This is a genomic window from Streptomyces purpurogeneiscleroticus (assembly GCF_020024005.1).
Lineage (GTDB): Bacteria > Actinomycetota > Actinomycetes > Streptomycetales > Streptomycetaceae > Streptomyces > Streptomyces purpurogeneiscleroticus.
Map to the genome: position 1 here is coordinate 50,044 of NZ_NHSG01000170.1, position 25,723 is coordinate 75,766.

A 25,723-nucleotide genomic window follows, 5' to 3' on the forward strand; every position below is an offset into this window, starting at 1 on the left:
CCCTCCCATGGTCCAAGCCGCCGGCGTCACTAAGGCATTCGGCTCCACCCAGGTTCTGCAGGGCATCGACCTGACGGTCCCGCGCGGCAGTGTCTGCTGTCTCCTGGGTCCTTCCGGCTCGGGCAAGTCCACCATGCTGCGCTGCATCAACCACCTCGAGCGCATCGACGGCGGCGAACTCAGCGTCGACGGGGAGCCCGTCGGCTACCGCCGCCGTGGCAACACCCTCTACGAACTGCGCCCGCGGGAGGTGGCCCAACGCCGCCGGAAGATCGGCATGGTCTTCCAGCGCTTCAATCTCTTTCCCCACCTCACCGCGGCCCAGAACGTGATGGAGGCCCCTGTCCGGGTCAAGCGCACACCGCGTGCCGAGGCCCGGGACCGGGCGGCCCGCCTGCTGAGCAAGGTCGGTCTCGCCGACCGGGCCGACCACTGGCCCAGCCAGCTGTCCGGTGGTCAGCAACAACGCGTCGCCATCGCCCGTGCGCTGGCCATGGACCCCCAACTGATGCTGTTCGACGAGCCGACCTCCGCCCTGGACCCCGAACTCGTGGGCGACGTTCTCGACGTCATGCGCTCCCTGGCAGCCGAAGGCATGACCATGGTCGTGGTCACCCACGAGATCGGCTTCGCTCGGGAAGCAGCCGACACCGTCGTCTTCATGGACGGCGGCCGCATCGTCGAAGCCGGGGCCCCGCAGGCCGTGCTCGACGCCCCGACTCACCCCCGCACCCGCGCTTTCCTGAACAAGGTCCTGTAATGCCGCACACGCCCTCCTCGCACCCCGATCCTTCTGCCACCCAGCAACTGCACGCCCATATCGCCGGACTCCGCAGCTCCTACCTGCGCAGCCTGCAGCGAATGGTGGCCATCGACTGCGGGTCCTGGAATGCCGCAGGCGTCAACGAGGTCGGCGGCCTGGCCGGAGAACTGCTCCAGGGCATCGGCTTCAGTGTGGACCGCATCCCGGTACCCAACGCCCGGGGACGCCGACTGGGCGACGCCGTCATAGCGCGCCGCATGGGACGTCTCGACCGCGAAGCCGGAGGCCGGGTCATTCTGCTGCTGGCCCACCTGGACACTGTCTTCCCCGACGGCACTGCCCGCGAGCGTTCCTTCCACATCGACGGTGATCTTGCCTATGGTCCCGGCGTCACCGATGACAAAGCCGGCGTCCTCAGCGCCATCACCGCCGCCCGTGCCCTGGTCGAGACCGGCCGGGAACACTACGCCGAGCTCATCATTGCCCTCACCCCCGATGAGGAGATCGGCTCTCCCGGCAGCCGCCCGCTCATCGAGCGCCTGGCACAGGCCGCCGACTACGCCCTGTGCCTGGAATGCGCCCGTGAGAACGGAGACATCGTCCAGGCCCGCAAGGGCGTCGTGGACCTCCGGGTACGGATCAAGGGCACCGCTGCACACGCTGGAGTGGAGCCCGAGCGCGGCGCCAACGCAGCCCTCGCCGCGGCCCGGCTCATCGTGGCCATCGAAGAACTCAACCTGCGCAACCCCGGAGTGAGCATCAACACCGCAGTCATCCGCGCCGGCACCCGACCCAACGTGGTCTGCGACCTCGCCGACATCGAACTGGAGGTCCGCGCCGAGACGCTCGCCGCCCTGCTGGCGACCCAGCGCGATATCGAGAACCTGGCCAACCGCTGCTGGGTCAAGGGCACCACCACCACTGTTACGGCCGGTGAACTGTGCCCTCCCATGGAGAGCACCTCCGCCTCGCGCGCCATGGCCGCCACAGCCGCTGCCGTGGCGAACAACCTGGGCTTCGGGTTCGAGGCCGTCCGCACCGGCGGAGTGGCCGACGCCAACTACGTCTCCAGCTGCGGCACCCCGACCCTCGACGGTCTCGGTCCGGTCGGCGGTGCCGATCACAGCCCAGGGGAGTGGCTGGACCTCTCCTCCGTCGTCCCGCGCACCACCATGGTGGCAGACCTCATCACCCGCTTGGGCAGTGGGCACCTTGCCGCCGAGGCGGCCCCGCAGGCCGCCGAGACGGCCCCGCAGTAGGCGGCCACAGGAACTCCCGTCCACGACGACGGCAACCACCCGCACTGAATGCTCCACGAGAAAGGATCCACCGTGCGACATCACCTCACTCGTACCCGGCTTCACGACCACCAGCCCACGCCTCCCGGCCGGCTCGACTCACCCGGTGCCGCCGCGTTGACCTCGGCTCCCGTCCGTCGTCTCGCCGCCGACCAGGACGGACAACGCGGACGGGGTGACATCTCATGACTTGGGCCGCGAACCCTGCGAACCCCCCTGCCCCGTCTCACGGCACAATCGAGGACGGCGGGCGCACCTGGTCCCTGCCACGCAGCGACCGCGCCTCGTGCGTGGCACGCCGCCTCCTGCGCGACCAGCTCATGCTGTGGCACGCCACCGCTCTCACCGACGATGCCCTGCTGGTGACCTGCGAACTGGTCACCAACGCCGTAACGCACGGACAGGGCGAGGTCGCCTTGTCGCTCAGCTGCCGGCGCCTGGCCTCGGGCGCCCGCCAGCTGCGCATAGAAGTCAGCGACCAGGGCTCCGGCATCTCCCGCCGGCAACGCGCCGTGACGGACAGGGCGGGCTGCTGCCCAGCCCTGGGAACCGGCGGCCGAGGTCTGTATCTGGTGCGTGAACTGGCCGACAGCTGGGGCGATACTCCGGCCGCAGGCGGGCACACCACTTGGGCAGTCCTCTCCCGGTCCGCACCGGGAAGTTGATATCTTGCGTGCCATCCTGCACGTCATGCCGCCGCTCGCCGGGCCGCACCTATCCTGAAGGACACAACGCGCCGTGACGAGCAACACCGACGCACCGATCTACCAGCGCCTCGTCAGCGAACACGGAGATGTCATAGACGCAGCACGCCGAGCTGCTCACGACGTCACCGAGGCAGCCGACCGGCTCCTGCGCTGGGGCCACGTCGGGCATCCCGCCGCTCAGCAGCGCTGGACCGCCCGCGGCTGATGACCGGCGCACGGTCACCCCGCGGTTCCGCCACGCCTCGGGCCAGGAGTCGGCGTACTCGTGACCGAGCACGTGCAGCTGTACGCCGGCACCAGGCATCGGCGTCATTCCTTGACACTGTCGCTGTTGGCGCCCCGGACGAAATACCGCTGGAAGCAGAAGAAGAGCACCGCCACCGGAATCGTCGACAGCAGTGCTGCGGTGAGTTTGAGCGGATACTGCGTGCCGTTGCCCAGCCCACCGGACACGAAGCGGGCCAGGCCCGTGGTCAGCGTCTCGTACTCCGGGGACTGCGTGGAGACCAAGAAGTGGGTGAACTCGTTCCACGATCCCTGAAAGGACAGGATCGTCAGAGTGATCAGTGCCGGTCTGGCCATGGGCAGGATGACCGACCAGAAGGTCCGCACGATGCCTGCGCCGTCGATCCGGGCTGCCTCCTCCACCTCCCGCGGGATCGAGGCGAAGAACTGCTTCATGATGAACACCCCGGCCGCGTCCGCGATCAGCGGGAGCACCATGCCGGCATAGGTGTCGAAGATGCCGAGGGTGTTCAGGACCAGGAAGCGAGGAATCAGCAGCACCACACCCGGCACCGCCATCACGCCGATCACCAGCGCGACCAGGACGCCACGGCCGCGGAACTGCAGTCGGGCGAGGGCGTAGCCGGCCATGGAGTCGAACAGCACCCGCCCCGCTGTGACCACCAAGGTCACCACGGTCGAGTTGCCCAGCCAGCGCAAGAACGGCACGCTGTCCCCGCCGTCGAGGCCGAAAAGCCGCCGGTAAGCGGCAAGACTGAGGGGGTCGGGCAGGAGCGACAGCGGGTGCGCGGCAGCATCCGGATCGGTCTTGAAAGACGTCGCCACCTGGATCGCAAAGGGCAGGAGAAACAGCGCCGCGCACAACGCGAGAAGCGTGAACCCGACGGCACGCAGGGAATGGTTCGGTTTCACTGATCGGCCTTCCGCATCGTCCGGCGCTGCTTCGTTGTCCGGCTGAGGAAGCGGGAGCCGTCGCGCTCCCGCAGCAGCCATCGCTGTACCAACGTCAGCGCCACGATCACGGCGAGCAGCACGAAGGCGATCGCCGCGCCCTTGCCGTAGTGCCCGTCGTTGAAGCCGGCGGTGTAGGACAGGTAGGCGGGCGTGAGCGTGGTGTTTCCGGGAGCGCCCTGGCTCATCACATAGACCTGGTCGAACACCTGCCAGGTGCCGATCAGTCCGAGCGTGAGTACGAGGAAAACCACCGGGCGCAGAGCCGGGAGCGTGACGTGACGAAAGACCTGCCACCGGTTTGCCCCGTCGATCCGGGCGGCTTCCTCCGTCGCCGCAGGGACATCCTGCAGGGCCGCCAGAAAGATCAGCATGAACGTGCCCGAGGTCGTCCACACGGCCAGGGCGATGATGGTGCACATTGCCACCGACGGCCCGGCCAGCCATTCCGACCATGGCAGACCGAACAGCTCATGGCCGGCAAGAGCGGCGGGAGGACGTGCGGAGTCGACCAGCCCCAAGGCGTCAAGGACGACCCAGGTCAGGCCGCGGGCATCGGTGAACCAGTTGGGTCCGTCGATGCCCAGCATGCCGAGCAGGGTGTTGACCGTGCCGCCACCTTGGAAGAGGAAGAGGAACACGGTGGAAATCGCGATGGAGCTGGTCACCGAGGGGAAATAGAACGCCGTACGGAACAGGCCCCGAGCGCGCAGCAGACGCTGATTGACAGCGAGCGCGAGCCCGAGAGAGACGATTGTCTGCAGCGGAACGACCAGCAGTACGTAGTAGAGGTTGTTGCGTACCGCGGTCATGAACTGCTGCCGGTCCAGACCGTCGTGCAGCAGCAGGTCGGTGTAATTGTCCAGCCCTACGAAATCGGCAGAGGAGGTGAAGGGGTTGGACTGCCCGTTCCAGTCCAGCAGGCTGACCCATACCGCCATCAGAATCGGAACCAGCAGGAACAGGCCGAGCACTGTTACCAGAGGACTGGCGAAGATCCACCCCCACAGTCCTTCCCGGCCGCGGATCGGCCGCCGCGGGCGGCGCCGGCGGCCGTCACGGTGGCGCGACTCAGGAGACGCCGCGTGGTCATGCGCAAGAGTCGGTGCGCTCATTGCCTCAGCCTTCGTCCGCCAGCGCCTGTGAGCCGTTGCGCTGGAGTTCGGCGAGGATCTTGCGAGGATCTGCCGATGCCAGTGATTCCAGGCCCGTATCGAACTGATTCAGTACCTTGTCGAATCCGGCCAGGGTCACCGGTCCTCGCGCGCTGCGGGTACCGTCGACGAAGGCTCGCTGGGCGGGGTGACGCTCCTTGTACACCTTCAGCGCATCGTTGCGCGAGGGCATGACGCCGAAGCTGTCGGCGAATTCCAACTGCTGACGGGGAGCGGTGAGCGATTCCACCAGGTCAATGGCCGCCTTGTGATGCGCGCTCTGCTTTGCCACTCCCCAACAGGTGCTGAAGGAGAGGTTGCCCCGGCCCGCAGGGCCCTCGGGCAGGGCAACCACCCGGTACTTGGTGTCGGGGAAATCCTTCTTCAGGCCACCGACAAGCCAGTTGCCTTCGATGGTCATGGCCGCCCGGCCTTTGCCGAATGCCTCCCCGCCCCACCCCGAGTCGATCTGCTTGGGGTACTTCAGGGCCCCCGAGCGCAGCAGGCCGCGCACGTAGGTCAGGGCGCGAACGTTCGCCGGAGTGTCGGCGGTCATCTTCTTCTGGGCACTGTCGGTGATCCAGCCACCGCTCTGCCGCAAGAAGGCACCGATGCGGTTGTAGGTCGGATCGAAGGTCAGGCCGGTCACCTTTCCCCGGGTCAGGGTGCGGGCCACCCGCTGCAGGTCCGTCCAGTCACGTGGGATGTCCTTCTCGGTCAGGCCGGCCTTGCGCCACAGCTCTGTGTTGATGGCCAGTGCCAGTGTGGAGGAGTCCTTGGGAGCACAGACCAGTTTGCCGCCCCGGCTGAAGGACCTCCTCAGGTCCTCGGAGAACGCTTCGACGTCTTCGAGCTGCGTGCCGTAGGGGTAGAGGGAGCCGCCCTCGGCGTAGTCCGCGAACTTCTCGGACGTGGTGTAGAAGACGTCGGGCGGGTTCCCGCCGGCGAAACCCTGACCGAGCTGCTGCCGCAGGTCCTGGGACGGTATGACGGTGACTTTGTTACCGGTGCGCTCGGCCCAGGAGGCCGCCGCCTCCTTCACCGCGGCTCCCTCCGCGTCCGTGGAGGTGGCGATCATGACGCGGAGCGACTGGTGAGCGGATTCGTTCTGCGCCTTCCCGCCGCTGCCGAACCCGCCTCCGCACGCGGTCAGGGCCAGAGAACCGCATCCGACGAGAGCAGCGGTACGTATCCAAGATCGCATCGATTCCTCCGAGAAGCTGCGCGCTGAATGAGACGTACTGGGGATTGGGGGGGGGACTTATGCCGTGAGCGGCACAGGTGCGGTGCTGTCGCGTACCACCAGATGCGGGGCGAGCAGGACGCGTTCTGCGGGCGCCGAAGGGTCGGTGATGCGCTTCAGCAGCAACTGCATGCACATCTGTCCGACGTCCTCCATCGGCTGCCGGAGCGTGGTCAGTCCCGGGGAGAGCAACTGCGCCGCGGGGGCGTCGTCGAATCCCACCACCGAGACGTCCCGGCCGGCGCTCAGCCCGCGGTCGCGCAATGCCAGATAGCAGCCCATGGCCAGCGTGTCGCTCGCGGTGACGACAGCGGAGGCGCCGGCATCGAGCAGCCCACCAGCTGCAGCCGCACCCTGCTCGACCTCTCCCAACGCCTGGGCACGCAGCCCGCGGACCGGCAGGCCGTGTCGCTTCATCGCCTCCTTCCAGCCGCGCAGACGGTCATCGCCCACGGGGGAGCCGGCCGGCCATCCCAGATAGGCGATCCTGCGGTGGCCGAGCTGAACCAGGTGGTCCACGGCCTGGCCGGTGCCGGCGGCGCCGTCGACATCCACCCAGTCCCCGACGCCCTTGGAACCCCAGGTGCGGCCGAAGGCGACGAAGGGGATGCCCCGGCGGTGCAACCACGTCTGCCGCTTGTCGCCGCGGACCGTGTGCGTCAAGGCGAAGGCGTCGACGGAGTGCTCACGCAGCAGTTCCTCGTACTCCTCCAGCTCGGCGGGGCCGGCCGGGGAGGGGAAGAGCAGGACGCGGTAGCCGGCCTCGGCGGCGGATTGCGACAGCGCGTGCAGGAACCGGTCCATCACGTTGCCCCCGCCGTCGGAGGCGCGGATGGCGTAGCCGATCAGTTTGCTACTGCGGGTCCGCAGGGAGCGGGCTGCCCGGTGCGGCCGGTAGTTCAGTTCCGCGACCGCCTTCCGCACCCGCACCAGAGTCTCCGAACGCAACAACTCAGGGGCGTTGAAGGCGTTGGACACCGTCTGCGTGGACACCCCCGCCCGCCGTGCCACAGTGGCCATCGTGACCGGTGCGCCGGGCGCATCCGTCCTGCGCGTCATCGCGCTGCTCCTCGTCCTCCAGCCTGCAACCAGGCCGCTGTCGACATTGATTTATCGATCAAAAAGCGTTCAACTTCCCGATGACTTGGGCCTATTGTGAATTTGATCGATCTAACGAAGAAAGGTTGGCTTCGATGACGTTGCCTGTCAAGAGGAGTGACCACGGGCAGGACGCAGCCCCGATCACCCCGGCCCTGCAGCCCTTCCTGCACGATGCCTGCGTGACGTTGTACGCCCCCGCGCTGGCGATCTCAAGGCCCGATGGGCAGATCGCTCAGGGCGCCGACGGCTACTTCCACGGAGACCGGCGCTTCCTCTCGCGCCTGGAGGTCCAGGCCCACGGCACCCTCCTCTCCCCGGTCGCCGGCCATGTCCGCGGCGCGGACCGAGCCGCGTTCCGTGCCGTGCTGCGCGGCACGGCAGAGACCACTCCGGACCCCGCCCTCACCCTGCACCGGCAGCGCCGAGTCCTCCCCGACCGGCTGGAGGAGGACATCGAGCTGCGCAACGCCGGGACCCGCCATGTGCGCACCGAAGTGGTCATCACCGCCGGTGCCGACTTCGCCGCCATGGAGGACATCAAGTCCGGCCGCACCTTGCCCCCTCCCGCCGCCGCCGAGGCCGACGACGCCGGTCTGCACTGGCAGGACGGTGCGCTGCGCACCACACTGCACAGCACTCCGCTCCCCGATGCCACCCACACCACCGAAGGAGAACTGCGCTACCGCGTGGACCTGCCCCCGGGGGCCGCCTGGCACTGCGCGCTGCAGTGCACTTTCCAGGACAGCGGGCCGCCGCTCTTCCCAGCGGTAGCGGCAGACCGTCTGCCCTGGTCGCCGCCGCGTGTCCACAGCGCCGACCGGCAGCTGGACCACCTGGCCGAGCAGTCCACCGCCGACCTGCAGCGCATGCTCCTCGCCGATCCCGAAGATCCGCGCGACTCCTTCCTGGCCGCCGGCGCGCCCTGGTTCCTGACCCTGTTCGGCCGGGATTCTTTGTGGGCCGCCCGCATGCTGCTCCCGCTCGGCACCGACCTGGCTGCCGGCACACTGCGCACCCTCGCTCGCCGTCAGGGCGTCCGCATCGACAGGGACACGGAGGAGGAACCCGGCAAAATCCTGCATGAAGTCCGCCGGGCTCCGCTGCGCCTCGACGATGACCACTGCCTGCCGCCGTGCTACTACGGCACGATCGACGCCACCCCGCTGTGGGTGATCCTGCTGCACGACGCCTGGCGCTGGGGCATGGACGAGCAGCAGGTCCACGCCCTGCTTCCGCACGCCGAAGCAGCCCTGCACTGGATGGCCGAACACGGCGACGCCGACGGTGACGGCCTGCTGGAGTACGTGGACCGCACCGGACGAGGTCTGGCCAATCAGGGCTGGAAGGACTCCGGCGACTCCATTCGGCACCGCGACGGGCGCCTCGCCCAACCGCCCATCGCCCTCAGCGAGGTACAGGCTTACGCGCACGAAGCCGCCCTCGGTGGCGCCGCGCTCCTGCGCGCCTTCGGCCGCCCCGGCGCGGACCGCTGGGAGGAATGGGCCCACACCCTGCGCACCCGCTTCCGCGCCCACTTCTGGCTGGAGGACGCAGCCGGTCCCTACTGCGCCGCAGCCCTGGACAAGGACAAGCGACCTCTGGACACGGTGACCTCCAGCATGGGGCACTTGCTCGGCACCGGGCTGCTCACCGCCGGGGAGAGCGCCGCCCTGGCCGCCCGGCTGGGCGCACCGGAACTGAACTCCGGGTTCGGCGTGCGCACCCTGGCCCCGGACTCGACCGGCTTCAACCCCTTCGGCTACCACATCGGCTCCGTCTGGCCGCACGACACCGCAATCACCGTTCACGGGCTGGCCCGAGCCGGCTGTGGCACTACCGCCTCCGCGCTCGCCCAGGGCCTGGTCACCGCCTCCGGCGGCTTCCAGGCACGGTTGCCCGAACTGTTCGCCGGCCATGGCCGCGCACACGACACCGCGCCCGCCCCCTACCCGGCCTCCTGCCGGCCGCAGGCATGGGCTGCCGCGTCGGTCTTCCTGCTGCTCCAGTCCGTCCTGGGCCTCCAGGCGGATGTCCCCAACGGCCGGCTCACCGCAACCCCGCTGGAGCACGACGCCTGGCGCCCCCTGAGGGTGGAAGGCATGCAGGTGGCAGGCCACCCCCTCACGATGGAGGTAGGCAGCGACGGTGCGGTCACCCTCGAAACCAGTGCCCGGCTGACCGTCGGGACCTGACGTCCGGCGCGGGCCCCGTGCGGCCTCTGCCCCCGGGGCCCGCCCACATGGGCGTACCGGATCGGGTACCTCACCGCCGCCCCGGTACGACACCACCATCGGGGCTGCCGCGCCCACGGCATTGCCGGAAAGGTCACCTGAGCGGGGCTGGATGTTCCGCGTGCGAGAGGACCGGCGAAGGAGACGCAGTGCCCGATGCTGCCGAATTGACCACGCGCATGCTCTTGCAACTCGCCGTCGTGACCACGGCCTGCCTTCCCGCCGGTTCTGCTGACCACCGGCGGCAGCTGATCCGCCTCCTCCGCCCTCGCTCTGCGCCTGACCGGCTCGGACGCCTCCGCGGCCGGCGTGCTGATGAATGCGCGCGACCTGGTGGAGCTGGTACCGCTCGACATCGCCCTGCAGCGCGGCCTGATCACTCCCGGTCTTCACACCGTGCTCGCGGTGCTGACTCCCCTCCGCACCGTGCTTGCACCTCCGCTGGCCAGCCTGCTGCGCCGCTACCGCACCGGCGCAGCCGGTGATGCAGCCACCGACGCTCCGCACGGGCGCCTGAAGCTCACCAGTACGGAAGGAAGCACACCATGGCGACGGCCAGTACTGGCCAGCGAGCCGCAACTGCCGCCTGCGACCGCCGGCTGACCTACGACAACTACCTGCACATCCCCGACCTGCTCAGCCTGCAGCAACCCTTGAGCACACAGGACGACGAACTGCACTTCATCGTGGTCCACCAAGCGATGGAGCTGTGGTTCAAGCTTCTCCACCACGACGTGCGACAGCTGGTCCTGCTGCTGGACGCCGACCGGCTCGCCCGGTGCTGCACGGTCATGCGCCGCGTCAACGACGTCATGCACGCCCTCTTGGCCCAGCTGCGCAGCCTGCGGGACCTGCCACCGGAGAGCTTCCACGCCTTCCGTGGGCGGCTGAGTGGCGCCAGCGGTTTCCAGTCCGCGCAATTCCGCGAGCTGGAGGTCGCCTCCGGCCTCCGCAATGAGCAGTACCTCCAGGACCTGCGCGCCACCAATGGCGGCACCCTTCCCGAGGCCGTCGCTCGCAATCTGCACCGTCGCAGCCTGGCCCAGGCCCACCTCGACGCTGCCCGCCGGGCCGGTGTGGGCGACTGGGCGGAGCTGTACCGCCAGCCGCACCTGGAGACGACCCTCCACGTGCTCAGCGAGCTCTTGCTGGACTACGACGAGCTGTGGCTGCGGTGGCGCACCGAGCACGTGATCCTGGTGCGCCGCATGATCGGTGGCGCGTCCCGAGGCACCGGTGGCGCCTCCATCGACTACCTCGAGCGCACTGTGCGCCACCGCTTCTTCCCGCACCTGTGGGAGCTGCGAAACGTCCTCGCCGCCGACCCGGTGCACCAGACGACCGGCAGTGACCGGGCCCGGCCCTGAGTCCCCCGCCCGGCTACGACTACGAACGAGAGGCCCCGACCGCATGCTGAACAACGTGGTGATCGTCGGAGGCGGTACCGCAGGCTGGATGACAGCCACCTACCTGCGTGCCACCTTCGGCGACCGGCTGAACGTCACCCTAGTGGAATCGGCCGACGTCCCGACGGTGGGGGTGGGGGAAGCCACCTTCAGCACCGTCCGGCACTTCTTCGACTATCTCGGCCTTGCCGAACGCGAGTGGATGCCGCACTGCAATGGTTCCTACAAGCTCGCCATCCGCTTCGAGAACTGGCGCGGGCAAGGAGAGCACTTCTACCACCCCTTCGAACGGCTACGGAACCCTGACGGCTTCCCCCTCACCGATTGGTGGCTGAAGCTGCAGGACGGGCAGCGGTTCGACGAAGCGTGTTATGTCCTGCCGGCGCTGTGTGAGGCCAAGCGCTCTCCCAAGCGGCTCGACGGCGAGCTCTTCGAGGGATCACTGCACGACGGTGGCGACCGTCAGCGCCGTACGACGATGTTCCAGCAGGACACCCAGTTCCCCTACGCCTATCACTTCGATGCCGCGAAGCTGGCGGAGTTCCTCGCCGGCCATGGCACGGACGGCGGCGTGAAACGGGTACTGGACGACGTCGTTGAGGTCCGGCAGGACGACCGTGGCTGGATCACCAGCGTCCTGACCAAGGAACACGGCGAGATCGCCGGCGATCTGTTCATTGACTGCACCGGTTTCCGCGGACTGCTGATCAACAAAACCCTGCACGAGCCTTTCGAGTCCTACCAGGATGTTCTTCCCAACGACCGGGCAGTGGCCCTGCGTGTGCCGGTCGACAGCGAACGGGAGGGGATGGCGCCCTACACCACCGCCACCGCCCGGGACTGCGGGTGGATCTGGACCATTCCGTTGTTCGGCCGGATCGGCACCGGTTACGTCTACTCCTCACAGTTCTGCTCACCGGAGGAGGCCGAGAAGGAGCTGCGTACCTTCGTCGGCAGCGCGGCGGCCGATGTCGAGGCCAACCACATCCGCATGCGCATCGGGCGCAACCGCCGTTCCTGGGTGAACAATTGCGTGGCCATCGGTCTGTCCAGCGGCTTCGTCGAGCCGCTGGAATCCACCGGCATCTTCTTCATCCAGCACGGCATCGAGCAGCTCGTCCGGCACTTCCCCGACGCTCACTGGGACCCGGGGCTGGCCCGTGGTTACAACCAGAGCGTCGCTCGCTGCCTGGACGGCGTGCGGGAATTCCTGGTACTGCACTACAAGGCCGCCACCCGCAACGACACCCCCTACTGGAAGGCGACCGAGGACCGCCAGGTGCCCGAGGGCATGGCCGAGCGCCTGCAGCTGTGGAACTCCCAACTGCCTTCGCAGAGCACCATTTACCCCCACTACCACGGATTCGAGCCGTACTCCTACAACGTCATGCTGCTCGGCCTGGGCAGGCCGCCGGCCCACAGCCGCGCCGCCCTGGACCTGCTGGACGACGCCGAGGCCCGGCGTCAGTTCGCGCAGATACGCCAGGAGGCGGCCCGCCTGGTGGAGGAACTGCCGAGCCAGCACGCATATCTGGCGCAGTTCCAGCACTGACGGCACAGTGCGGTGGTACCGGTCGTCCGGTACCACCGCACTGTGCGTCGTCGGCCTTCCGCTCCGTCGACCCCGGTGGCGTGGTCACCGCCGTCACGGTGTGCACGACGCGGCAGACGGCCTCGGGTGTCAGTACACCGGGGCGGGGATCAGGCCGTTCTTCACCGCGACTACCGCGGCCACCGTGCGATTGGGGCAGTGCAGCTTGGCCAGGACGTTGGAGACGTGCCGCTTGGCGCCGTGCTCGGAGATGCCGAGGCGGCGGGCGATCTGCTTGTTGCTCATGCCTTGGACCAACAAGGTCAAGGTGTCCTCCTCGCGCGGGGTGAGCTGTGGTCCGCGGTCGTTGTGCCCCTGAGAGTTCACCTCCGACAGCAGTTCGCGCACCAGGCTGGGCGGTACCGGAATATCACCGCGCAGGACCGACTGGACAGTGTGCGCCAGCGTCTCCGCCGTCAGGCCCGCCTCCAGCACGAAGCCGTCGGCTGCCAGGTGGCTGGTGCGCTGGATGCTGGTTCGGTCCAGCGCGGTCAGCATGAGCAGCGCCTTAGCGCCCGCCCGGTGTGCGGTGGCCACCAGGTCCCGGAGCAGTTCGGGAGCCAGCGAGGCCGGAAGCAGAACGATGTCGGGCCGGTGATGCAGCAGAGCGGTGCCGCCGAGCGCAGGGGTGTCGAGCACGTGCACCGCTCCGATGTGGGGGAGTGCCTGCAGCAGGGTCTCGAGACCGCACCGCATGATCTCGTCCTGGTGGAACACCGCCACCTGCAGGTGGGGAGGCACCGCGGACAGATCTGGCAGGTCAAGGATGTCGTGATGGTGGGTCGCTTGTTCGCTCACCGACCATCCCTCCTCGTCGTTGGATCGTTCAAACATGGGGGTCACAATCAGGGGACCGAGGTAGTTGCTCGCAGCGGTGGCGGCGGGGCCGGCACTCCACACGTGACGTCAGCGTCCCGCGGAACCATGACCGGGACGTTACAACTTTGAGTGAGTGAGGGGAAGATGTAACAGTAGATGCCATTCAGTTCATGCTTGAACAAGCGGCAGCGCCCCTGGTGAGGCATGGCAGGGAAGTTACAGCTCGCTTTCGGACGCCACGGGCTGTCAGACGCACACGTGCTGCGGATCCGTCGCCGGAGAGACACTCACGGTGAGCTTCGCGATCAGCGTCTCGATCACGGCAAGGCTGGGCACCAGGCTGCCATGAGGGCAAGGCGCAGCGACGGCGGCCGGCAGGACGACATCGGCCAGTTCGGAGAGTGGGGAGAGACACCGGTCGGTGAACAGCACAAGCCTGGCCCCTGCGGCTTTGGCGTGGCGGGCGATTTCGGTGGTGGGCCGCTCGTAGGGGCGGTAATCGAAGAGTACGAGCACGTCGCGGCGCCCGATGCGGGACAGCAGGGCGGCGAGCTCGATTTCGCCCTCGGGCAGGAGATGCACCCCTTCGCGCAACTGCAGCAGATGCAAGGTGAGATAGTGCGCCAGCAGCCGGGTGAAGCGCCCCCCGCCGAGCAGCAGTCGCCGGGAAGAGTCGGCCAACAGTGCGGCCGCCGCCTGCACTTCGTCGGGCGGCAACGATGTCAAGGTCTCCTGGGTGCCGACCGCGATCGCCTGCCCGGCACGGTCAATGAGCAGCTCAGGAGTGTTTTTTGGGCAGGTGCCCGAAGGCTCGGCACGGGCGGTCGCGGCAGAGGACGCAGCGGGTTGCTCCCGCTGCGCTTCGGCCTCCCGCTGCAAGGCCGCGCGGAAGGCGATGTAGCTGTCGAATCCGAAGCGGCGAGCGAACCGGACGACAGTGGGCGCACTGACCCCTGCGCGCGAGGCAAGAGCGGCGACCGTCGTCAGGCCCGCCGCCGGATAGTCGGCGAGAAGGACCCGGCCCACGCGCCGCTCGGCCGGGCTGCACTGTCCCAATTCCTTGCGCAGTAAGTTGGCGATGTCTTCCGGCATATTCCCCACGCCCGTTCCCCTCCCTGGCGGCACCGTACCCGAAGCCTGCCACGCTCCGGCATACACCACTTCGCGGCCGTCGGAAGGCCGCGCCACGTAACGCAACCCTCCGGGCCACGCGCCGTGCCCGATCGGGCACCACAGGCGTCCCCCTCGACCGAGCAGGAAGCAACAGGCCCTGTCAGGCACAGCGTTCGAGCCTAGGGCCCATGCGTTCTCCCTGGCACCGTGAACTGCGCGCTGATCCATCCAGCAAGCAACAGGCAACGAGGACGAGGGAGCACCGATGGTCGACATCGTGCCGGCGCGGACGCCGCGGACACCGGCAGAAGTGCTTCGGGAACTCGCCGAAAAGGACCCCCAGCGAGAGGTCTTGCGTCTGGTGCGCCCAGCGGACGCACCCGGCACGCCCGATGCCGTGGAATGCCTCACCCGTGGACAGCTGGCCGCCCAAGCACAGGCCATAGCAACCGCGTTGCACGACCGCGTAGCCGCCGGCGACCGCATCCTGGTGGTGCTCCCGGCCGGCCCCGGCCTCTTCGCCGCCTGCCAGGCAGCCTGGCATCTGGGAGCAGCCGCTGTGCCGCTGCCACCCCCGCCGGCCGGTGATGAAGAGCGCGGGAAGCTGTTCGCATACACGGCCATCGACGCCGAGGTGTCTGCGATCGTCACCACCGAAGCGCTCCTGAAGATGTGCCGCCCACTGCTGGAACGCTACGGTGCCGTGCCCGTGAGCTGGCACTGCGTCGAGGAACCCCCGTCCTCCGCCCTCACGCTCACCGACGCGCCACCACCGGCCCGCCTCGACCCCTCGCGGCCTGCCCTGCTGCTCTACACCTCCGGCTCCACCTCCCAGCCGAAGGGCGTCGTCATTCCGCACGCCCAGCTGCAGGCCACACTGGAGCTGCAGCGTGAACGCACCGCCCTTCCGGAGGAAGGGCACGTGGTGAACTGGCTCCCCGCCCATCACGCCCTCGCACTCGGCAGCGTCATGCTGGCCCAGTACGTCGGCGGCTCGGCCACCCTGCTGGAGCCCGCTGACTTCGTCGCCGAACCGGTGCGCTGGCTGCGGGCCATCAGCGACATCGACGCTCCCGTGCTCAGCGGCGGCCCGCCGTTCGGCTACGACCGGTGCGCGGCGCTGATCTCCGAGGAACAGTGTCACCGCCTCGACCTGAGCAACTGGTCCACCGCGCTCATCGGCGCCGACCGCATCCGCCACCGCACGCTTCAGCGTTTCAGCGAAACGTTCGCTCCTTTCGGATTCCGCAAGGAAGCCCTGTTCCCCGCCTATGGCCTCACCGAGACGATGCTCATCGTCACCGGCCACCGAAGCCCGGAACCCCCGGTCCGGGTGAACCTGGACGCCGCCGCCCTGGAGCGGGGCGCGGTCCGGTCGGCGAGCCCGTCCACCCCGCGCACCCGCACCCTGATCGGCTGCGGCGCACCGGGGAAGGGAGCGGACATCGTCATCGTCGATCCCGATACCCACCGCCCATGCGCCCCCGACCAGGTCGGAGAGGTATGGGTGACCGGTGAGGTGGTCATGGACGGCTACTGGCGCCGTCCCATCGAAACGGCAGAGACCTTCGACGCCTCATTGCCCGACAGCGACCTGCGCTATCTGCGCACCGGTGACCTGGGCTTCCTGCACCGCGGCGAGCTGGTCATCTGCGGCCGGCGCAAAGAGCTGATCATCGTCCGCGGCCGCAACCTGCATCCCCAGGACATCGAGCTCACCTGCCGCCAGGCCCACCCCTGCCTCACCGATCTCCCGACCGCCGCGGTCGCCGTGGACCGGGAGGACGAAGAACGCCTGGTCGTCGTCCAGGGGCTGCACGAGGCTGCTGTACGTCAGCTGGGTGACCTGCGCCAGGCCGCCGGGGAACTCGCCCGGGCCATCATCGCCGCCCATGAGGTGGACGTTCACGAGCTCGTCTTCGTACCGCACCACCAGATACCCACCACGGCCAGCGGCAAGGTGCAGCGGAACGCCTGCCGGACCGCCTATGACGCCGGCGAACTGACCGTGCTGGCCGCGGCGAGCGACCGGCAACGCAGTACCGCAGAGCCCACCGCCCCTGCAGGGGCAGCCGGTGACACCTCTCTGGCAGCCCTTCTGCGCGCGCCGGAGGCCCGTAGCGACCCCTCAGAGGTCACCGGGACACTACGCGACTGGATCAGCGCCGCGCTCGGCCTCACCCCGACCCCGGCCTGGGAGGAACGCACGCTGCTCCAGTGGGGTCTGGACTCCCTGCGCATCATGGAACTGCGCAGCCGGCTCCACCGGGAAACCGGCCTGCTGCTGCCGCTGAGCGACCTCGGCGCCGCCACCATCGACAGCCTGGCCCGCGCCCTCGTCGAATCCACGCCCGACGGCTCCGCCCCTGCGACCCCGACGCTGTCGCCCGAGCCGGGACAACGCAACGCCCCCTTCCCTCTGACCGATCTGCAGCACGCCTATCTCGTCGGACGCAGCGATGACTTCCCGCTGGGCGGCGTCTCCACCCACTTCTTCGCCGAGTTCGACGCCACACATCTGCAGCCGGCCCGGTTGCGCACCGCCCTGGACCGCCTGGTGGCTCGCCACGACATGCTGCGTGCCGTTGTGGACCGCGACGGCAGCCAGCGGGTACTGCCTCCGGACGCCGTGGCCGGCACCCCTGTCACCGAGTACGACCTGCGCGGCCGGAGCACCCACGACGTCGAGCATCATCTGGCCACCGTCCGGGACGAGATGTCGCACGATGTCTTCCCACCCGACCGCTGGCCCCTGTTCGACATCCGTGTCACCGTCCTGGACGGGGACCGCACGCGGGTGCACGTCGGGCTCGACCTGCTGATCTTCGATGTGTGGAGCCTGCGCCTGTTCTTCCGCGAATGGCAGGCACTGTACGAAGACCCCGAGCTCACCCTGCCTGCCCCAGGCATCGGCTTCCGCGACTACGTCACCGCCACTCAGGAACCGAGCGACGGGCCCGGATACGAGGCTTCGCGCCAGTACTGGAACAACCGCATCGACACCCTGCCGGCCGGCCCCGACCTGCCGCTGACCGCACCGGTGGAGTCCCTCCGCAGCCCTCGTTTCCACCGGCTGGCCGCCGAACTGGCCGGCCCGGCCTGGGATCGCCTACGCCGACGCGCCGCCGAGCTGGGCGTCACCCCCTCCTGCGTGCTCCTGGCCGCATACGCCACCACCTTGGGCCGCTACGCACGCAACGGGCATTTTCTGCTCAACATCCCGACCTTCAATCGCCGGCCCCTGCACCCGGACATCGACGCAGTCCTCGGCGACTTCACCTCCGTCACCCTGCTGGAGGTCGACCTCTACCGAGCAAGCGGCTTGGGCGACTTGGCCGTGCAGATACAGCGGCAGCTGTGGGCGGACCTGGAACACCGTGCCTACAGCGGTGTCCGCGTACTGCGGGACCTGGCAGAGCACCGGCGGGCGACCGGTGGCCTCCTCGCCCCCGTCGTCTTCGCCAGCGCCCGCGGCCAGGCCCATGACGGCGGCCCCGATCTGCCGGTGGACTGGCTCGGCGAGTGGACCTACGGCATTTCCCAGACCCCTCAGGTCCTCATCGACCACCAGGTCTGGGAAACCGGCACCGGCTTGGCCTTCAACTGGGACACCGTCGTCGAAGCCTTCCCGGAGGGCTTGGCGGAAGAGATGTTCACCGCCTATCACCAGCTCATCACCGACCTGGTGGAGAACGACGCCGCCTGGACCACCCCACGCCCCGAATCCTCCTTCCCTCATCAACTGGTCACCAAGGCCAACGACACGGCCGGCCCGATCCCCGACGGCCTCCTGCACTCCGCTCTCGTGAAGCAGGCCGCACGGCAACCCGGCAAGACTGCAGTCATCACTGCCGAAGGCACTCTCACCTACGGCGAGCTGCACGCCCATGCCGGCCACGTCGCCAGGCGCCTGTCCGAAGTGGGGGTGACAGGCAACGAGTTGGTGGGTGTAGCGCTGCCCAAGGGCCGGGAGCAGATCGTGGCGGCCCTGGGCGTACTGCTGGCCGGCGGCGCCTACCTCCCCGTCGATCCCGGCCTGCCCGCCCAGCGACGCCGCCACCTCATCGAGCACGCCGGAGTCACCGTTCTCCTGACAGCGGCCGACTCCTGCACAACCGACTGGCCGGACCATGTCATCCAGGAACCCATCGACCTCACCGGCCCACTTCCTGCCACACAACCGCCTCGGCCCCAACCCGCCACGGACCTGGCGTACGTGATCTACACCTCCGGATCGACCGGTGCGCCGAAGGGCGTGGCAGTCTCCCACCGGGCCGCGTTGAACACGTGCACGGACATCACCGAGCGCTTCGGTGTGCACGCCGCGGATGTGGCATTGGGCCTGTCGTCGCTGAGTTTCGATCTGTCGGTGTACGACGTGTTCGGTGTGCTGGGTGCGGGTGGGACGTTGGTTCTGCCGCGTCCGGGTTCCAATCGTGACCCCGACCACTGGCTGGAGCTGATCCGCGAGCACGGGGTGACCCTGTGGAATTCTGTGCCGGCTCTGATGGCAATACTGGTGGAACACGCCACCGGTACGGATCATGGTTTGCCGTTGCGGCTTGCGTTGCTGTCCGGTGACTGGATTCCGGTTGATCTGCCGGGCCGGTTGCGTGGGCTGGTGCCGGGTGTTGATGTGGTCAGTCTGGGTGGGGCGACCGAGGCGGCGATCTGGTCGATTGCGTATCCGGTGGGGGAGGTGGATGCTGCCTGGGAGTCCATTCCGTATGGCATGCCGTTGCGTAATCAGCGTTTTCACGTGCTCAATGACCGTTGGCAGGAGTGCCCGGTTCATGTGCCCGGGGAGTTGTTCATCGGCGGGGTGGGGCTGGCCGAGGGGTACTGGAACGATCCGGAGCGGACCGCTGCCTCTTTTGTCACTCATCCCGATACCGGTGAGCGGTTGTATCGCACGGGGGATCTGGGCCGGTGGACGCCTCAGGGGCACATCGAGTTCCTGGGCCGGGAGGACTTCCAGGTCAAGATCGGTGGCTTCCGCATCGAGCTGGGCGAGATCGAAGCAGCCCTGGCACGGCACCCAGCAGTGGCGGCCGCAGTGGCCGCCGCGCCGGGGGAGCGGCACCACCGCCACCTGGTCGGCTATGTGGTACCTGAACAGCGCGGTGACCGGACCGCCGACGAAGAACTCCTCGCCGCAGTCCGCGCCTTTGCCGCGGAGCAACTGCCGGGCTACATGGTCCCGCCCACCCTGAGCGTCCTGGACCGCCTGCCACTGTCCGCCAACGGCAAACTCGACCGCTCCGGCCTCCCGGACCCGGTGGCCGCGCGGCGGGACGAGGACTCTCTCCACGCGACCGTTCCCGCACCGGTAACGCAGCTGGAAGAGAGGATCCTGCAGGTCGTCCTTACCCACACCCCCCACAAGCGCGCGAAGGTCACCGACAACTTCTTCGAGCTCGGGCTGGACTCCCTGACCATCACCCGGATCTACCGGGAACTGCGGGAGACGCTCGCCCTCGACTTCCCCATCACCACGCTCTTCAGCGAACCCAATGTGCGCCGCCTGGCCGGCCGTTTGACCACGCCAGGCACTGCCCCCGCGGCCGCCGGCACCGCCTCGGAACGGGCCCGCCGCCGGCGGCAGGCCCGCGGCCGCCGCAGCGACGCACAGTAACCGCCTCCTCGTGCCGTGAGCGCGCACCTCTGAAAGGAACGACATGGCAACGGCCTTCGAGCAGGACACCGGCGACATCGCGGTGATCGGCATGGCCGGGCGGCTGCCCGGCGCCACCAACCTCGACGAGTTCTGGCGCAATCTGCGGGCCGGCGTCGAGTCGATCACCACCTTCACCGATGAAGACCTCGCCGGTCACGTCGCCCCCGAACTGCTCGACAGCCCGGCCTACGTACGCGCAGGTGGTGCGCTGGACGACATCGACCGCTTCGACGCCCGCTTCTTCGGCTACAGCGCCCGCGAGGCAGCTCTGCTCGACCCCCAGCACCGCATCCTCCTGGAATGCGCATGGCACGCCCTGGAGGACGCCGGCCACCCCCATGGGGGCGAAGGTGTCGGCGTCTACGCCGGCTGCAGTCTCTCCGGCTACCTGCTCAACAACCTTCTCCCCGGACGCCGCGTCGATGCCTCCGCCGCCGGGTTCGAGTTGCTCATTGCCAACGACAAGGATTACCTGGCCAGCCGCATCGGCTACAAGCTCGGTCTGGAAGGCCCGGCCGTCTCGGTCCAGACCGCATGTTCCTCCTCCCTCGTGGCCGTCCACATGGCCGCACAGGCGCTGCAGTCCTATGAATGCGACCTCGCCCTCGCCGGAGGAGCGACCGTGCGGGTTCCGCACCGTGTCGGCTATCTCCATGAAGAGGGCATGATCCTCTCGCCCGACGGTCACTGCCGCCCCTTCGACGCCGAAGCCAATGGCACCGTCGGCGGCAGCGGTGCCGGTCTGGTGGTGCTCAAGCGCCTCTCCGATGCCCTCGCCGACGGCGACCGGATCGACGCCGTGATCAAGAGCTCGGCCATCGGCAACGACGGGGCGGACAAGGTCGGTTACACCGCCCCCAGTGTCCGCGGCCAGGCCGGCGTCATCGCCACGGCTCTGGGCGTGGCAGGCATCGAACCCGCCAGCATCACCGCGATCGAGGCGCACGGCACGGGCACCCCGCTGGGCGACCCCATCGAGATAGCCGCCCTGACCGAAGGCTTCCACAGTGCCGCCCACTCTCCGGACGCGCTGACCGAGGGTTCTTGCGCCATCGGCTCGGTGAAGGCCAACATCGGCCACCTCGACAGCGCCGCCGGCATATCCGGCCTGCTCAAGGCCGTACTGCAACTCAAGCACCGGCAACTGGCCCCCACCGTGAACTTCTCCCGCCCCAACCCGCGCATCACCTTCGAAGGCTCGCCCTTCTACGTCAACGACCGGCTGCAGCCGTGGCAGCGCCCGAGCGAGGGCATCCCCTTGCGCATCGGCGTGAGCTCCTTCGGCTTCGGCGGCACCAACGCCCACGTCGTCCTGGAAGAAGCCCCCGAGCCCGCGCCCACCCCCCAGCCCGCCCGCACGGTGCAGCTCCTGCCGCTGTCCGCCCATACTCCGCCGGCCCTGGAGGAGGCGACGGCCGCCCTGGCCACTGCCCTGCGGGACCCCGGCGTGGCCCCGTTGCCCACCGTCGCCCATACCCTGCAGACCGGACGCCGCGCCTTCGCACACCGCCGCATCGTCATCAGCCGGGAGGCCGGCGAGGCCGCGGAAGCCCTCGAAACGTACGACCCCACTCGCACCGCCACCTCCACCGCCTCCGGCACCACGACCGGTATCGCCCTCCTCTTCCCCGGCCAAGGCAGCCAGTACCCCGGCATGGGCCGCGAGCTCTACGACAGCGAGCCCTGCTTCCGTGCATGTATCGATGAGTGTGCGGAGCTGCTGCGCCCCCACTTCGCCCATGACCTGCGCGATGTGCTGTACCCGGATGTCAGCACCCCTGACGCTTGGCACCGCGCCGCCGAGCGGCTGCAGCGCACCCAGTTCGCCCAGCCGGCGCTCTTCGCCGTGGAGTACGCACTGGCCCAGCTGCTCATCTCCTGGGGCCTGACACCGCGGGCCCTGCTCGGACACAGTGTCGGGGAGATCACCGCGGCCTGTCTCTCCGGCGTCCTGCGGCTGCCCGACGCGCTGCGCCTGGTCGCACGCCGCGGCGCCCTGATGCAGCAGGTGCCCAGTGGAGCCATGCTCTCCGTCGGTCTTGACGAGAACGCACTGCGCGAGCTCATCGACGGCCACGCCGACCTCGACGTCGCCGCTGTCAACGCACCCGGGATGTGTGTGGCCGCAGGCCCGCACGATGCCGTCCAAGAGCTGGCGAAGGAACTGGCCCGCCGGGACATCGGCCACCGGGCCCTGCATACTTCGCACGCCTTTCACTCGAGCATGCTCGACCCCATACTGCCCGCGCTGGCCGAGGAATCCGCCTCCCTGCGCCTCGGCCGGCCGGGTATCCCCTATCTGTCCAACCGGACCGGTGACTGGATCACCGAAGAGCAGACGGCAGACCCCCACTACTGGGCCGGCCACGCCCGCGACACCGTCCGCTTCGGCTCGGGTGTCGAGCGACTGCTGGAACAACAGGGCCTGCTGCTGGTCGAGTGCGGGCCGGGACGGACCCTCACCACCCTGGCCCGCAGCGGCGTGGGAGCTCTGCAGCGCACTCTGGTACCCACCCTGCCCGCACCCGGAGACGAGACCTCGGCACAAGACGCCCTGCTGGCAGCCGTCGGCCGCATGTGGGCGGCCGGGGCCGAGGTCGACTGGCACGCCCTGGAGCCCACCCAGTGGCCCCGGGCCCGGACCGGACTGCCCGGCTACCCCTTCCAACGCCGCCGCTACTGGATCGAGGCTCCCAGCGGCCAAGCCCCCTCGGCAGCCGGTGAGCTGATGTGCGAGGCAGAGGACGACGAGGCGAGCGCCCCGGTACCCGGCCAGGCAGCGCTGGAGGGGCGTCCGGAGCTCACCACTACCTATCTGGAGCCGCGCGACGCCCGTGAGCGGCAGGTCGCGGACATTTGGCAGGACCTGCTGGGTGTCGCCCCCATCGGCGTCCACGACAACTTCATTGAGCTGGGCGGCCATTCGCTGCTGGCCACCCGAGTCGTCGCCCGCATCAAGGAGGACCTGGGCGTCGCGGTGCCGATGCGGGAGCTGGTCCAAGCGTCCACCGTGGCCGCGCTCGCCGAGGTCGTCACCCGCTACGGCGGCGCGGCGGGCGACGGCGAAGACGGCAAGGAGAGGGAGGCCGCCGATCTCCTGCCCGTCGCCGTGCCCGACCCGGACAACCTCTACGAGCCCTTCCCCCTCACCGAGATCCAGCAGGCCCAGTGGATCGGCCGCATGGGCAACTTCCACCTGGGCAACGTCGCCGCCCACATCTACTGGGAGGTCGAGAACGAAGGCATCGACCTCGACCGGCTCTGTGACGCGTGGAATGTGCTGATGCGGCGGCACCCGATGCTCAACGCAGTCCTCACCGACGACGGGCAGCAGCGCATACTGCCCGACCCCGGCACGTACACCTTCGACCGCGTCGACCTGCGCGAGACCACCGACACCGAGCGCGAGGCCCGGCTGGGGGAGCTGCGCGAGGACATCTCGCACGAGATGCGGCCGACCGACACCTGGCCGCTGTTCGGCATCACTGCCGTGCTGCTCCCCGAGAACCGCACCCGGCTCTTCCTCAGCTTCGACCTGCTGATCGCCGACATCGGCTCCATCCGCATCCTGCTTCAGGAATGGCGGATGCTCTACGCAGGCATGGACAGCAGCGAGCTGCCCGCCCTGGAGATCTCCTACCGGGACTACGTCCTCGCCGCCGGCCGGGTGCGCCGCACTCCGCTCTACGACAGCTCCCTCGCATACTGGCGTGAACGCACCGCCGAGCTGCCCCCGGCCCCCGACCTGCCGCTCGCCGTCGCCCCCTCGGAGCTGGACCGGCCCCGCTTCACACCGCGTAGCTTCGTCCTGGACCAGCCCGCCTGGCAGCGCGTCAAGGAACGGGCTGCCGGCCTCGGCGTGACGCCGTCATCGGTGCTGCTCGCCGTTTACGCGACCGTACTCGGCGGCTGGGCCCGCTCCTCCGCGTTCACCCTCAACGTCACCGTCATCAACCGGCTGCCGGTCCACCACGATGCCGACAACCTGGTCGGCGAGTTCGCCTCCTTCGACCTGCTGCCCGTCGACCTGACCGAGCAGAAAGGCATCGCCGAGATCGCCCTCGCCCTGCAGGCGCAGGCGTGGGAGGACCTGGAGCACCGTTGGGTCAACGGCGTGGACGTGCTGCGCGAGCTGGCCCGCCAACGCGGCGGCACCACCGGCTCCGTGATGCCCATCGTCTTCACGTCGACCCTGGTACAGGACACCGGCGACCAGGGCGAGACGCTCTTCGACTGGCTCGGCGACATGGTGCACGAGTCGGTGCAGACCCCGCAGGTGTGGCTGGACGCGGCGGTCCTGGAGACCAGCAAGGGCCTGTACATCAGCTGGCCGGCTGTCGAGGCACTGTTCCCCGCAGGCATGGTCGATGAGATGTTCGCCGCCTACTGCCAGGTCCTGGGCGAGCTGGCCGGGGACGGCACTGTCTGGGAGGACGGGCCCGGCTCCCTGCTCCCGGATGACCAGCGGCTGATGATCGAGGCAGCCAATGACACCGCCGGCCCCGTGCCCGAGGGGATGCTCTACACCGGCATCCTGGAACGCGCCGGGCAGAATCCGCAGAAGACAGCGATCGTCGACACCGGTGGCGAGCTGACATATGGCGAGCTGCGTGACCGAGCCTGCGCCCTGGCCCAGCGGCTGCGCAGCCTCGGCGTCGGACCGAACCAGCTGGTGGCGGTCGCACTGCCGAAGGGCCGGAAGCAGATCGTCGCGGCGCTCGGCGTCATGCTGGCCGGTGGTGCGTATCTGCCGATCGACCCCGAGCTGCCCGTCGAGCGCCAGGACCACCTGCTCGACCACGGCAAGGCACGCATCGTCCTGACCGGCGACGGCGACGGCGACAGCGGACGGGTCTGGCCCGAGGGCGTTCGTCTGCTGCCGGTCGACGACTCCGAAGAGGTGCCCCAGGACGTCCGGCCACCGGAGCCGGTCCAGCAGCCCACTGACCTGGCATACGTCATCTACACCTCCGGTTCGACAGGCATGCCCAAGGGCGTGGCGCTCTCGCACCGGGCGGCGCTCAACACCTGCCTGGACATCAACGAACGGTTCGGCGTCGGCTCGTCGGATGCGGTGCTGGGTCTTTCGTCGCTGAGTTTCGATCTGTCGGTGTACGACGTGTTCGGTGTGCTGGGTGCGGGTGGGACGTTGGTTCTGCCGCGTCCGGGTTCCAATCGTGACCCGGACCACTGGCTGGAGCTGATCCGCGAGCACCACATCACACTGTGGAACTCTGTGCCCGCCCTCATGGACATGCTCGTCGAGCACGCCACCGGTACGGATCATGGTTTGCCGTTGCGGCTTGCGTTGCTGTCCGGTGACTGGATTCCGGTTGATCTGCCGGGCCGGTTGCGTGGGCTGGTGCCGGGTGTTGATGTGGTCAGTCTGGGTGGGGCGACCGAGGCGGCGATCTGGTCGATCG

The 25,723-nt window shown here is 68.8% G+C and carries 16 protein-coding genes; 10 read left to right on the top strand and 6 right to left on the bottom strand.

Annotated elements, in window-relative coordinates; translation table 11 throughout:
- The first annotated feature begins 7 nt into the window (after window positions 1-7).
- From CCS38_RS10070 to CCS38_RS10085, 4 genes are all read left to right on the top strand, one after another.
- On the top strand, window positions 8-760 hold the full coding sequence (locus CCS38_RS10070; RefSeq protein ID WP_223732907.1) for an amino acid ABC transporter ATP-binding protein: 753 nt from the start codon (window positions 8-10) through the stop codon (window positions 758-760).
- A complete protein-coding gene (locus tag CCS38_RS10075; protein WP_223732867.1) occupies window positions 760-2,022 on the top strand; it encodes a M20 family metallopeptidase in 1,263 nt (420 codons plus the stop codon). The genes CCS38_RS10070 and CCS38_RS10075 overlap by 1 nt, the downstream gene beginning before the upstream one ends.
- A gap of 329 nt (window positions 2,023-2,351) precedes the next feature.
- Window positions 2,352-2,726, top strand: coding sequence for an ATP-binding protein (locus CCS38_RS10080; RefSeq protein WP_223732868.1), 375 nt, complete (start codon window positions 2,352-2,354; stop codon window positions 2,724-2,726).
- A 73-nt stretch (window positions 2,727-2,799) separates the two neighbouring features.
- Window positions 2,800-2,973 (top strand): hypothetical protein, encoded by a 174-nt coding sequence (locus tag CCS38_RS10085; protein ID WP_223732869.1) that lies wholly within the window; start codon window positions 2,800-2,802, stop codon window positions 2,971-2,973.
- Window positions 2,974-3,077: 104 nt separating this feature from the next.
- Here the strand turns inward: CCS38_RS10085 and CCS38_RS10090 are convergent, their stop codons facing one another.
- The 4 genes from CCS38_RS10090 to CCS38_RS10105 are packed head-to-tail and all read right to left on the bottom strand — an operon-like array spanning window position 3,078 to window position 7,421.
- Entirely contained in the window at window positions 3,078-3,926 is an 849-nt protein-coding gene (locus CCS38_RS10090; protein ID WP_223732870.1) for a carbohydrate ABC transporter permease, read from the bottom strand.
- Entirely contained in the window at window positions 3,923-5,080 is a 1,158-nt protein-coding gene (locus CCS38_RS10095) for a carbohydrate ABC transporter permease (protein ID WP_223732871.1), read from the bottom strand. The genes CCS38_RS10090 and CCS38_RS10095 overlap by 4 nt, the downstream gene beginning before the upstream one ends.
- 4 nt (window positions 5,081-5,084) lie before the next feature.
- Entirely contained in the window at window positions 5,085-6,323 is a 1,239-nt protein-coding gene (locus tag CCS38_RS10100) for a sugar ABC transporter substrate-binding protein (protein ID WP_223732872.1), read from the bottom strand.
- Between the two features lie 57 nt (window positions 6,324-6,380).
- Window positions 6,381-7,421, bottom strand: a complete 1,041-nt coding sequence (locus CCS38_RS10105) for a LacI family DNA-binding transcriptional regulator (protein WP_223732873.1) — start codon at window positions 7,419-7,421, stop codon at window positions 6,381-6,383.
- A gap of 134 nt (window positions 7,422-7,555) precedes the next feature.
- Between CCS38_RS10105 and CCS38_RS10110 the strand changes: the two genes are divergently transcribed.
- From CCS38_RS10110 to CCS38_RS10125, 4 genes are all read left to right on the top strand, one after another.
- On the top strand, window positions 7,556-9,655 hold the full coding sequence (locus CCS38_RS10110; RefSeq protein ID WP_223732874.1) for an amylo-alpha-1,6-glucosidase: 2,100 nt from the start codon (window positions 7,556-7,558) through the stop codon (window positions 9,653-9,655).
- Window positions 9,656-10,003: 348 nt separating this feature from the next.
- The gene (locus CCS38_RS10115; protein ID WP_223732875.1) at window positions 10,004-10,297 is read left to right on the top strand and encodes a hypothetical protein; all 294 of its coding nucleotides are present in this window, start codon (window positions 10,004-10,006) and stop codon (window positions 10,295-10,297) included.
- A complete protein-coding gene (locus CCS38_RS10120; RefSeq protein WP_223732876.1) occupies window positions 10,240-11,061 on the top strand; it encodes a tryptophan 2,3-dioxygenase family protein in 822 nt (273 codons plus the stop codon). Before CCS38_RS10115 ends, CCS38_RS10120 begins: the two co-directional genes overlap by 58 nt.
- A gap of 43 nt (window positions 11,062-11,104) precedes the next feature.
- The gene (locus CCS38_RS10125; RefSeq protein WP_223732877.1) at window positions 11,105-12,652 is read left to right on the top strand and encodes a tryptophan halogenase family protein; all 1,548 of its coding nucleotides are present in this window, start codon (window positions 11,105-11,107) and stop codon (window positions 12,650-12,652) included.
- A gap of 129 nt (window positions 12,653-12,781) precedes the next feature.
- Here the strand turns inward: CCS38_RS10125 and CCS38_RS10130 are convergent, their stop codons facing one another.
- Together CCS38_RS10130 and CCS38_RS10135 are read right to left on the bottom strand one after the other, a co-directional pair.
- On the bottom strand, window positions 12,782-13,525 hold the full coding sequence (locus CCS38_RS10130; protein ID WP_223732878.1) for a response regulator transcription factor: 744 nt from the start codon (window positions 13,523-13,525) through the stop codon (window positions 12,782-12,784).
- Between the two features lie 231 nt (window positions 13,526-13,756).
- A complete protein-coding gene (locus CCS38_RS10135) occupies window positions 13,757-14,602 on the bottom strand; it encodes a MurR/RpiR family transcriptional regulator (protein WP_223732879.1) in 846 nt (281 codons plus the stop codon).
- Window positions 14,603-14,888: 286 nt separating this feature from the next.
- Between CCS38_RS10135 and CCS38_RS10140 the strand changes: the two genes are divergently transcribed.
- Both CCS38_RS10140 and CCS38_RS10145 read left to right on the top strand, forming a co-directional pair.
- The gene (locus tag CCS38_RS10140; RefSeq protein WP_223732880.1) at window positions 14,889-20,258 is read left to right on the top strand and encodes a non-ribosomal peptide synthetase; all 5,370 of its coding nucleotides are present in this window, start codon (window positions 14,889-14,891) and stop codon (window positions 20,256-20,258) included.
- A 43-nt stretch (window positions 20,259-20,301) separates the two neighbouring features.
- Window positions 20,302-25,723: type I polyketide synthase (locus CCS38_RS10145; protein ID WP_223732881.1), on the top strand; the 5,422-nt coding region annotated here is incomplete at its 3' end.